The organism is Pelosinus fermentans JBW45 (assembly GCF_000271665.2).
GTDB lineage: Bacteria > Bacillota > Negativicutes > DSM-13327 > DSM-13327 > Pelosinus > Pelosinus baikalensis.
In genome coordinates, this window is record NZ_CP010978.1 from 2,726,205 (window position 1) to 2,738,010 (window position 11,806).

Consider the following 11,806-nt stretch of genomic DNA (forward strand, 5'->3'; position numbering starts at 1 on the left):
ATCAAGGAATTATCTTCAACCAAAGGCTATCCAACAAAAAAATTATGTAAATATCTTAAAATCACGCGCTCTGCTTATTATCGTTGGCTCAATCATCCAAAGAGTGATAGTGAAATTAAGAATGAACGTATTTCGGAAGAAATATATACTATCCATAAACAACATCCAGATATGGGATACCGCCGTATTCGTGATGAGCTGGATGTAAATTACAAAATTGTTGTGAACGATAAACGCGTTCTTCGTATTTGCAGAAACAAAGGAATTCAATCCACCATTAAATGGAGACCAAAAAGTTGTACCAGATCTGCTCGAAATCCGGACCACATCGCAAAAAACTATTTACACCGTGAATTCCACGCTGATATGCCTAATGAAAAATGGCTTACGGATGTTTCTGAATTCAAGTATTATATCGGTATTGAAGTTCACAAGATATATCTGAGTGCCATCCTGGATTTATACGACCGCAGAATTGTAGCCTTTAAAATTAGTAATCATAACGATAATCCATTGGTTATGGATACTTTTGATGAAGCTGTTCGTTTGGAACCGGAGGCTCATCCGCTGTTCCACAGCGACCGTGGTTATCAATATACAAGTGCTCAATTCCATATGCGTTTAAAAGATCATCACATGAAGCAAAGTATGTCCCGAGTAGCCCATTGCATTGACAATGGACCAATGGAAGGATTTTGGGGAATTTTGAAACGAGAAATGTATTATGGTCATCGTTTCACTAATAGAGATAATCTAGTGGAGGCTATAACGGATTACATAGATTACTACAATAATCGACGTCTGCAACGCAAGTTAAATGTAATGACACCAATGGCATACCATAATCATTATAGATTGGCAGCATAAAAATATCGCCAACCGTTATCAGGCTGGCGATAGAAAAATTTATTATTTTTTATTGTCCTCTTGACGGGTAGCACACCACTTCACTTAAGTAAGAGTACAGTTTCTTTTTAATTCAATGAATAAACTATCCTAATGGCTCTCTCGCTTTATGCTCTTTCTAGATACTCTCCTGTACGAGTATCGACTCTCAAAACGTCACCAATATTAATAAATAAAGGCACACGTACTACACAGCCAGATTCCATTTTTGCAGGTTTCGTACCACCAGTAGCTGTATCTCCACGAATACCAGGATCCGTTTCAACAACTGTTAGCTCAACTGCAACAGGTAACTCAACACCAATTACCGTTCCTTGAAAAAACATGATGCTAATATTCATATTTTCTTTAAGATACTTTACTGCATCACCTAACTGCTCAGATGTTAATTCACTCTGTTCATAATTTTCATTATCCATAAAATTATAATTTCCATCGCTCTCATACAAATATTGCATCTCACGACGGTCCACATGAGCCTTAGGAAATTTTTCTCCCGGATTAAAGGTACGCTCAACCACTGCACCAGTACGTACGTTTTTCATTTTCGTACGTACAAAGGCAGCACCTTTACCTGGTTTTACATGCTGAAAATCCACTATTTGCCAAACATTATTATCAATTTCAATTGTTGCTCCTGTACGAAAATCACTACTTGATATCATTTTACTACCTCCACAATCCCATTTAATAAAAGTAAAGAATTTTAATATAACTCTATTAACTGCTTACTACTAGCGGTCAATATTTGACACCCTTCATCACTAACTAAAACAGTGTCTTCAATGCGCACTCCGCCCCAATCAGGGAGGTATATTCCTGGTTCAACTGTTACTATCATATTTCTCAATAAAACAGTATGTATATTAGCAGGAGAAAGCCTCGGCTCCTCATGGATATTAAGACCTAGCCCATGTCCTAATCCATGTCCGAAGAATTCACCAAAACCAGCGTCTATAATAATATTTCTGGATACAGTATCAACATCTTTGCCAATTTTTCCAGGGGCAACAGCCTGCACTCCAGCTAATTGAGCAGCCAAAACAATTTTATAAATTTCTTTTTGTTTAGCTGTAGCTTTTCCCATACAAATAGTGCGAGTAATATCAGAATGGTAACCTTGATATACTGCACCAAAATCCATCGTTACAAAATCACCAAGTTCAATTATTTTTTCAGAAGCTCTCCCATGAGGTAGTGCCCCGCGCCTACCAGAGGCCATGATGGTATCAAAGGCTGGTTTTTCTGCTCCAAACTTTCGCATATAATACTCTAATTCTAAAGCTACTTCCTGTTCAGTCATACCCGGCTTGATAAATGATACAATTCTAGAAAAAGCATTATCAGCAATTTCCACGGCTTTTTTTATCGATGCAATTTCATTCTCATCCTTTACCATACGTAAAGCATCCAACTGGACAGGAACTAGATTTACAGAATGCAAGTTGTTAATTAGTTCTTGATGTCCATCATAGGTAACAAAGTCACTTTCAAAACCAATTTGAAAGACTCCTAGCTTGTTAATCATTTCTGTCAAAGTTTTACCGACTGTATGGTAACGTACAATTTCATATTGCGCAGCTTGCATAGTAGCTTGCTCAATATAACGAAAATCAGTTAATAAGAGATTAGAGTGATTAGAAATTAACAATATGCCTGCCGAACCGCTGAACCCACTGAAATAATGTCTATTCTCTGGCTTCTGAATCAGCATGCATTCTAATTTATGTTCGTTCATAAACTTACGAAGTTTAATTAATCTGTTTTCCATATTAACTCGCGCTGCTAGTTCGATCAGCAGCTGCCTCCAATGCCAAAAGATAACTATGTCTTGGCCATAAGCAAAAACGATTCGGTTCGTGAATAGCCAAAACATAAGGCCTTTTTACTCTCATCATATCACAGCCTTAGCATAAGAATTCATTATCTTTTATATTTTATCATAAATTTAATTTATTGCCTAGTTCTTTGTACGCCAATTAACGATATGCTACTATATCTCACAACTTGGTGATTTCTTTTATAATTTCATAAAACATGGGAGCAGCGATATCACTACCAGACATACCTTCTTCAACGAAAATAACTACCGCATATTGAGGATTTTTTACTGGAGCATAACCTGCAAACCAAGCATGGTTGATGCTTTGTCCATCTGCATTTTTTCTTCCAGTTTCGGCTGATCCAGTTTTACCCGCCGATCCAATTCCTTCAACATACGCCGCCTGACCTGTACCATAACGAGTGACAGCCATCATCATATCTTGAATTTGTGCGGCAGTTCTTGGAGATATAACTCGAATGCCTGGAGGCGTATCATATGCTTTTATAACTACACCATCAGCATTTGTCAGTTTACTAACGACATACGGTACCACTTTTATACCATCATTAGCAATGGTAGCTACCAAGGAGGCAATCTGTAGAGGCGTTGCCTCTAATTTGCCCTGGCCGATAGCTAAATTGGCAAGTTCACCTGAATAAAGATTATCAGATGGTGGTAAATAGCCTTCTGCCTCATCATTAAAATCTACACTCGTCTTATGACCAAAGCCAAATTTTTGTGCATAGGAAATTAAGGATTCTGCGCCTATTTTTAAGCCCACTTCAATAAAAACAGGATTACTAGAATAAGCTAATGCTTCTTTAAAAGTTATTTGACCACGCCCCCCCTTATCATAGTCCCATCCATTAAAGCGTAGATGATCAACTTCAATATATCCTGGATCAAAAAATACATCCCCTGGCTGTATACTCTCTTGTTCTAAAGCTGCAGCTGCTGTTACCAACTTAAATACAGATCCAGGCTGATAGGGGGATATAGCTCTATTTAGTAAAGGTGCGCTACTTTGATTTAAATACTCCTCAAGATGATTTGCATTGAAATTGGGTCTTGAAGCCATGGCCAATATTTCGCCTGTAGTAGGACGCAATACTACTACTGCTCCCTTGATACCATGCTTGTCTACTATATTTTCTACTGCTTTTTGGATTTGTTTATCTAAGGTTAACACTACATTACTTGGGTCGGAATGGCTTGATAATCGCAATCTCTTATAGCCAAGTCCTGGAATAATTTGTTGTCCGGCATCCACTAGCGCAACTGCATATTCTGGTTGATTGCCTTTTAATATATCATCGTACATGCCTTCAATGCCGCTAACTCCTTGATTATCTGCAAGATTAATATAGCCTTTAATATGTGCAGCCAAAGGAAGATATCCATATCTAACTTTTTCTGTTACTACCACAACTCCTGGAATTAGCGCCTTATTTATTTTTTCTCCCATGGCAGCATCAATTTTACTCTTTATTTTAAATGGTCGATGATTTTCTGTAATTTGCGAAAAAAGGTTCAGTTCTGAGATTCCCGTTAATTCGGATAATTGTTCGGCAACCATTGCTGCATTTAGAATTTGTCCAGGAAAAACAGCGATTTTATAATGCTGCGCCGTATTTGTTAATGGTAATCCATTTCGATCTACAATTTCTCCTCGCGCAACCTCAATAGGTACTTCCTGAATACGCATACTCAAACTCTGCGTTACTAAATTATCATTCTCAATAACCTGCAAATAAAATAAACGTATAATCAATAAACTACCAAATAGTACAAAGAAAATTAACAACTTATAAATGCGTAAAATTTGCAATGCCATACGATCACCTCAATGATAGTATGGCATTGCTTGGCAAAATTATTATTTTTTTATCACTAATCTAAACATAATCAAAATCAATCGGAAGATTTGCTAAAATATCCTGCACCTCTTTACATGTGTCAGGTGTAACACGAATACGCAATACCCCGATCGTATCCTTTACCGTCGTCACTACCCCAAAATATTCATAGCCTTCCATAATTCGATTTAGATAATTAATATGTTTTACATCTAGGCGAATCAAAATTTCCTCACGCATTTTTTGGTACCTCACGTCGTAACATAGCGTATTCTACTACCTCTTGGCGCATTCGCATCTTTAAAAGTTGTTGAGGGTGAGGTGCGGTACTAATACTATTATCTTCTATGTCGAACATTTCAGTAATTACCTGGCTAAAATTAGGTTTTCCCGGTTGCATAATTTCTATTTCCTGTCCGACTTTTATATTGTTACGTTGTTCAATAGTAGCCATTTTGGTTGTTGGATCATAGTTTTTGACTAAACCAATAAAATCAAAAGTTTGTTCATAAGAGGAAGTTCCGTAGATCTGATCTTCTTGAGTTGCTTTGTTGAAATAAAATCCACTGGTATAAGCACGATGAGAAATTTTCTGCAACTCTTCCAGCCATTCGGCTTTAACACTGTAATGATTCGGATCGTTTACATAAGCATCAATAGCCTCCCGATATACCTTAATGACAGTAGCTGCATAATGCACACTTTTCATACGTCCTTCTATCTTGAAACTATTTAAACTACTATTAATTAATTCTGGAATATGAGGGAGTAAGCATAAGTCTTTTGAGTTGAAGATATATGTCCCGCGTTCATCTTCCATAACAGGATAATATTCTCCTGGACGTTTTTCTTCCACTAAGCTAAATTTCCAACGACAGGGTTGGGCACATTGACCTCGATTTGCATCACGATCTGTAAAATAATTGCTCATCAAACAACGTCCCGAATAAGAAATACACATAGCTCCATGAACAAAGGCTTCTAGTTCAATAGTAACTTTATCACGAATTACAGTAATATCTGCTAATGACAGCTCCCTAGCTAATACTACTCGATTAGCCCCTAATTCCTGCCAAAACAGTACTGATGACCAATTGGTATTATTAGCTTGGGTGCTGATATGTATGGGCAGATTAGGTGCAACTTCTCGGATAATACGGTATACACCTAAATCTGCGACAATAACCGCATCGACGTGGCAATTAGACAAATATCGAATATAATCTGGCAATGTCGGTAAATCTTCATTATGGGGAAATATATTTACCGTTACATATGCTTTTTTTTGCAAACTATGAGCAAATTCAACTCCTTCTTTAAGTTCATCTTCCGTAAAGTTGTCACTAAAAGCTCGCAATCCAAAAGACTTTCCTGCCAAAAAAACTGCATCTGCACCATATAAAAGAGCCATCTTGAGTTTCTCAAGATTACCTGCTGGTGCTAAAAGTTCGGGTTTTTTCACTTTTTATTCGCTCCTTGATAATAAGAAATAGCTACGCCGTCACCCTCATAATGAATCGTAGTAGAAAATCTCAGATCTGTATTCACAAATTGTAAATATTCTTTTAAACGCTTAACAATTGTTTTATAGCGCCGAAGGGGAGGATCTTCACTCATGACCATCCCCCGAAACAATACATTATCTGCTATCACAACGGCACCACTAGAAAGTTTATCTATAATTTTGCATAAATAATCAAGATACTGTGCTTTAGCGGCGTCAATAAATACCATATCAAATGTACCCTCAAGCTGTAATAAAATAGTACTGGCGTCTCCATCTAAAAGTTGAATTTGTTCGCTCTTACCAGCTCTAGCGATATAATCATAGGCAAGATCAATGCGAGCAGCGTCTTGTTCAATTGTAATAATTTTACCATCTTCAGGCATATAATGAGCCATAAGCAAAGCTGAATAACCAATCGCAGTGCCTATTTCTAAAATTGATTTTGGTTTATTCTTTTTTACAACATCAATTAATCGGTTACTGCTTATTTTATTAATAATTGGCACATTATATTCAGCAGCATATTCTTCAATTTCTTTAAACAAGTCCAATATATCACCCCTATTATTTACGAACCTCTTCGATTGCTGCAAGGTGCTCCTCATATGTTGTGCTAAAATGATGTGCGCCCTGTTGATCAGCCACAAAATATACAAATTGCGTTTCTTTAGGATATAAAACAGCATTAATTGCTGCTATTCCAGGATTTGCGATAGGTCCGGGAGGTAAACCCATATGCTGATAGGTATTATAAGGTGATGGAATTTCAGTATCTTGTACTGAGAGCTCTGCTTTAGGATAACCTAAAATATATTGAATCGTAGCACAAGACTGCAACGGCATTCCTAAATTCAAACGATTGATAAATACTCCAGCAATAACTGGACGATCAGCTTCTATCTGAGCTTCTTTCTCCACTAAAGAGGCTAAAATAATAACATCCTTAATCGAAAAACCCATTTGATTTGCTCTTGATCGCATACTCTCGTTAAATTCTTTATCAAATTGAGATATCATCATACTCAGTAACTGTTCCTCAGTAGTTCCTTTAGTAATTTGATACGTATCCGGAAAAATATAACCTTCAGCCTTATATATTACATTAGGATTCTGATTTGCCATATAAGGAAATGGAGTAGCCTTTTGAGCTAGCTGCTGAAATTTTTCTGCACTACCTAATTGTTTTTCTTGTATTAGTTTAGCAATTTGTCCGACAGTATATCCCTCTGGTATGGTGATTTGTTGATATAACCTTTGCCCCTTTGCCAACATGGCAACAATTTGCTGTACAGTCATATCCTTCGTTAAAACATATTCACCAGCCTGTAGGGAATTTGCTAAGCCTTGAGTTTTTGCAATAACATGGAATACAAAAACACTTTTTATAGCACCTTGCTCTTGTAAAAGCTCTCCAATCTCATTGGCTGCCATTCCAGGTTTAACGGAAATAACAAATGTTTCTCCTGCAGGCGAAGTAACAGGTTGTGTTAACTTATATATGATACTTCCCAAACAAAGACAAATTAACACCAATACAATATGCCATTTAAACTGCCTCAACCTATACGTCATAGGATACCTCACCTCTGTTTGTATCTGTTTTATAAAGGGAATGGCTTTATCTGATAATGAAGCCGCTCTAAAAGTCTTCTTTATTATACACAAAAAGACAAAAAAAGACTAGGCTTCTGCCAAGTCTTAGACTTAGGCAAAAGCCTTAGCTTAAAAAAACTTCAATTATCATTATATCAACTGAAAAAAGATGAAGCCTATTCGGCTTCATCTTCTACCATTAGTTCTTCATAAGCTTTACGAACTTCTTCAAACTCTTCATCGGTAGGATCGACATATATTTCCTCGCCATTTTCATCAGTATCAATGCGCGCAATATATACATCAACTTCATCTTCAGAACAACCGCATCCAGCATTACATCCGCAATCTTCTTCCTCTTCGCCATCTTCAATGGGAATCAAAATAGCATACTGCTTGTCACCAACTGGAACAATCATTTCCTCACGATAATAATATTCATTACCCTCTTCATCAGTCATAACGACTACGAGCTCTTCATCCAATTCTTCGAGGTCATCTTTTTCAATATCAGCCATTCATTTCACCTCTTCCTTTTAATGTACATGTAATTTTATCTTAGAAAAGTTATCCTGTCAAGGAAGTTATTAACAAGACAAACTATCTAGATACCCTTGTAAAATAAATACTGCTGCCATCTTATCAATCACTTTTTTGCGCTTCGCACGACTTACGTCGGCAGCAATAAGTGCTTTTTGCGCTCCAACAGTAGATAAACGCTCATCCCATAAAACTACTTTCATTGTAGGGAACGTTTCAGCTACCAGATTAGCAAAGGTTTGCATTAATTCACCTCTAGGACCAATGGAACCATTCATATTTTTAGGTAAACCAATAAGGATTGTCCCAACTTCATACTCAGTAATAATTTCATTTAAACGACTAAGATCTCTTTCCAAAGAGGTACGACGAATCACCTCAATACCTTGTGCTGTTAATAATAACAAGTCACTTGCCGCCACACCAATCGTTTTATCACCAACATCAAGAGCTAGTATGCGCATTTATCCTCCCACTATACCTAAAACATATTATTTATCTTTGAGATATGCTCTTACCAACTCTTCTAGAAGTTCATCCCTTTCTAATTTGCGTATTAAACCACGGGCATTATTATAGCTTGTAATGTATGTAGGATCTCCAGATAATAGATACCCGACTAATTGATTAATTGGATTATATCCTTTAGTCTTTAACGACTGATATACAGCATTAATTACCATGGCTGCATTATTCTCTTCATTATCCACACGAAACATCATAGTATCTTCCGATATATTAGGCATTGAGCATCCTCCTCTCTTATATTATCTCCGCCTCTAACCATTATATTCTACCTTGACTAGTTATTTCCTCTAGAAAAATAAAAATACTTATATCCTTCAACTTATTAAACGATATACTATGTAATCATTTTTTACAAATAAAAAGTGTACTTAGAGTATAAAAATCCTTCTAAGTACACTTTCCTGTTATTTAACTTGATTTTTAATAACTTCTAGAACAAACTGCAATGCATCAGAAATTTTCTCTGGCTGCTTGCCACCTGCTTGTGCCATATCAGGGCGACCGCCGCCGCCGCCGCCAGTAATTTTAGAAACTTCTTTTACAATATTACCAGCATGAATACCTTTATTAATCGCTTCTTTCGTTGCCATCGCAACAAAATTAACTTTATCAGCATGAATAGATCCAAGGGTTACAACACCGCATTTTAAGCGATCACGCACCATATCAGCAATCGTACGCAAACCCTCTATATCATTAATACTTACCTGGCCGACAACAACTTGTACACCATTAACCTCTTGTACCTTGGACAATAAATCCATTACTTCACTATGTGCTAATTTACTAGTAAGAGCAGCTAATTCATTTTCTAATTCTTTAACACGGTTCATAACACTCTCTACTTTTACAACAAGTTCCTCAGGGCGTGATTTTAATTTTAACGCTGTGCTTAATAACACCTGATCTCGCCCATTAATATATTCCATAGCTCCACTACCTGTTACAGCTTCAATCCTTCGAATGCCGGAACCAATACCCGCTTCACTAACAATCTTAAACACGCATATTTCAGAGGTCTTCACAACATGACTGCCACCACATAATTCCTTACTAACGCTGCCAACAGAAACAACTCTAACTGTTTCACCATATTTTTCACCAAATAATGCTACCGCACCCATTTCTTTGGCTTTATCCTGCTTAGTTTCTACGATAGTAACAGAAATATTTTCTAAAATTGCATGATTTACTAATTTTTCTATTTCTAGGAGTTGTTCTGAGGTGACTTGAGAAAAGTGTGAAAAGTCAAAACGTAATCTTTCGGGGCTTACCAACGACCCAGATTGATTTACATGGGTACCCAGTACTTGTTTTAAAGCCGCATGCAACAAATGGGTAGCCGTATGATTACGGGCAATTTCACGACGTCTATTTTCATCAACTTTAAGTTTGACAAGATCTCCAACTCTGAATAAACCTTCAGTAACATTCCCAACATGATAGGTAGTACCATTTACTAGTTTTCTAGTAGCCGTAATTTTCATTTTTCCTAATGATCCTTCAAGGAAGCCAGTATCACCAACTTGGCCACCGCCTTCTGCATGAAAAGAAGTCACATCCAGAATAAATGCTACATCTTCACCATCATGAACTTCATCAACTAGGATACCATTCTTCCAAGCGAGTATAATGTTTCCATTTTCAGCGTGTTCATCAACAATGAGCTTTTCTGTTTCTAGATGAGATAAATCTGGAATAATCTGCTGATCCTCATGGTCCTGGCGAGCAGCTCGTGCTCGCTCACGTTGTTCTTTCATGGCAGAATCAAAATTTGGTTTATCTAGCTGCATGTCATGTTCTTCTAATATTTCTAAAGTCAGCTCCCAAGGAAAACCAAAAGTATCGTACAATTTAAATGCAGTAGCACCATCCAGTACAGAAATATTCAATTCTTTTAACTTTTGAATGTGTCCATTCAATAATTCCATACCTTGTACTAATGTTGTTTGAAAGCGTTCTTCTTCTAATTGAATCACTTTTTTAATGTAGGATTGCTTTTCTACTAAATCGGGATAAGCTTCAGCAAATATGGTATTGACGATATCAACCATCGGAACCAAGAATATTTTTTCAATTCCCAGCAAACGGGCATGACGAACTGCTCTACGCAAAATACGACGCAGTACATATCCTCTGCCTTCATTTGAAGGCAATATACCATCACCGATCATTACCGTCATACTACGAATATGATCGGCAATTACTTTTAATGAAACATCAGTTTTATTATTAGAGCCATATTCAACATTCGCTACTTTTGCTGCATGCTCAATGAGCGGAAATAATAAATCTGTTTCAAAATTTGATCTTTTTTTCTGTAAGACAGAAGCAATACGTTCAAGTCCTGCTCCTGTATCAATATTTTTCTTAGCTAAAGGAGTATAATTACCAACTTCATCACGATCGTATTGTGTAAATACTAAATTCCAAATTTCTAGAAAACGATCACAGTCACAACCAACTGCACAATCGGATTTATTACAACCTCGTTCCTCACCCAAATCAAAATAAATTTCTGAACATGGCCCACATGGTCCAGGACCGATCTCCCAAAAATTATCCGCCATTCTAATAATTCGATCGGCTGGTATATGTATATCATTATGCCATATCGCAAATGCTTCATCATCTTCTGTATGAATCGTTATCCACAATTTATCTTTAGGCATTTCTAAATGCTCAGTAATAAATTCCCAAGCCCAAGCGATCGCTTCTTTTTTAAAATAATCGCCAAAAGAAAAGTTGCCTAACATCTCAAAAAAAGTGTGATGACGAGCAGTACGCCCCACATTCTCGATATCACCTGTACGCACACATTTCTGACTCGTGCTAATACGCGGATGGGGCGGATTCATTTTACCAGTAAAAAAAGGTTTAAATGGTGCCATACCTGCACCAACTAATAATAATGTAGGATCATTTTCAGGAATCAATGGATAACTTTGCAAAATCAAATGATCTTTACTTTTAAAAAAATCTAAAAATTTCTTACGTAGTTCATTTCCACTTATATAATTCAAGTTTCTCAACCTCCAGATAGTTAGGCAT

Annotated in this window: 12 protein-coding genes; 1 reads left to right on the forward strand and 11 read right to left on the reverse strand. The window is 36.8% G+C overall.

Annotated features, from left to right (window positions below):
• Complete coding sequence (locus JBW_RS25350) at positions 1–867, forward strand: IS3 family transposase (RefSeq protein WP_071882489.1); 867 nt, start codon at positions 1–3, stop codon at positions 865–867.
• A 146-nt stretch (positions 868–1,013) separates the two neighbouring features.
• Here JBW_RS25350 and efp read toward each other — a convergent pair whose 3' ends face one another.
• From efp to alaS, 11 genes are all read right to left on the reverse strand, one after another.
• A complete protein-coding gene (gene efp, locus JBW_RS12120; protein WP_007952820.1) occupies positions 1,014–1,571 on the reverse strand; it encodes an elongation factor P in 558 nt (185 codons plus the stop codon).
• 41 nt (positions 1,572–1,612) lie between these two features.
• Positions 1,613–2,677, reverse strand: coding sequence for a M24 family metallopeptidase (locus tag JBW_RS12125; protein ID WP_036680099.1), 1,065 nt, complete (start codon positions 2,675–2,677; stop codon positions 1,613–1,615).
• 229 nt (positions 2,678–2,906) lie between these two features.
• On the reverse strand, positions 2,907–4,565 hold the full coding sequence (locus tag JBW_RS12130) for a peptidoglycan D,D-transpeptidase FtsI family protein (RefSeq protein ID WP_007952823.1): 1,659 nt from the start codon (positions 4,563–4,565) through the stop codon (positions 2,907–2,909).
• A 61-nt stretch (positions 4,566–4,626) separates the two neighbouring features.
• A complete protein-coding gene (locus tag JBW_RS12135) occupies positions 4,627–4,827 on the reverse strand; it encodes a DUF4911 domain-containing protein (RefSeq protein ID WP_007934029.1) in 201 nt (66 codons plus the stop codon).
• Positions 4,820–6,049 carry a peptidase U32 family protein gene (locus JBW_RS12140; RefSeq protein WP_007952824.1) on the reverse strand — a complete coding sequence of 410 codons (1,230 nt, stop codon included), beginning with the start codon at positions 6,047–6,049 and terminating at the stop codon, positions 4,820–4,822. The genes JBW_RS12135 and JBW_RS12140 overlap by 8 nt, the downstream gene beginning before the upstream one ends.
• Positions 6,046–6,645 carry an O-methyltransferase gene (locus JBW_RS12145; RefSeq protein WP_036680101.1) on the reverse strand — a complete coding sequence of 200 codons (600 nt, stop codon included), beginning with the start codon at positions 6,643–6,645 and terminating at the stop codon, positions 6,046–6,048. Before JBW_RS12145 ends, JBW_RS12140 begins: the two co-directional genes overlap by 4 nt.
• Positions 6,646–6,658: 13 nt before the next feature.
• On the reverse strand, positions 6,659–7,666 hold the full coding sequence (gene mltG, locus JBW_RS12150) for an endolytic transglycosylase MltG (RefSeq protein ID WP_007952828.1): 1,008 nt from the start codon (positions 7,664–7,666) through the stop codon (positions 6,659–6,661).
• Between the two features lie 197 nt (positions 7,667–7,863).
• Positions 7,864–8,205 carry a DUF1292 domain-containing protein gene (locus JBW_RS12155; RefSeq protein ID WP_007952829.1) on the reverse strand — a complete coding sequence of 114 codons (342 nt, stop codon included), beginning with the start codon at positions 8,203–8,205 and terminating at the stop codon, positions 7,864–7,866.
• Between the two features lie 69 nt (positions 8,206–8,274).
• Positions 8,275–8,691, reverse strand: coding sequence for a Holliday junction resolvase RuvX (gene ruvX / locus JBW_RS12160; protein ID WP_007952830.1), 417 nt, complete (start codon positions 8,689–8,691; stop codon positions 8,275–8,277).
• 27 nt (positions 8,692–8,718) lie between these two features.
• The gene (locus JBW_RS12165) at positions 8,719–8,973 is read right to left on the reverse strand and encodes an IreB family regulatory phosphoprotein (protein ID WP_007934023.1); all 255 of its coding nucleotides are present in this window, start codon (positions 8,971–8,973) and stop codon (positions 8,719–8,721) included.
• 186 nt (positions 8,974–9,159) lie between these two features.
• The gene (alaS, locus tag JBW_RS12170; protein WP_007952831.1) at positions 9,160–11,778 is read right to left on the reverse strand and encodes an alanine--tRNA ligase; all 2,619 of its coding nucleotides are present in this window, start codon (positions 11,776–11,778) and stop codon (positions 9,160–9,162) included.
• Positions 11,779–11,806 lie beyond the last annotated feature (28 nt).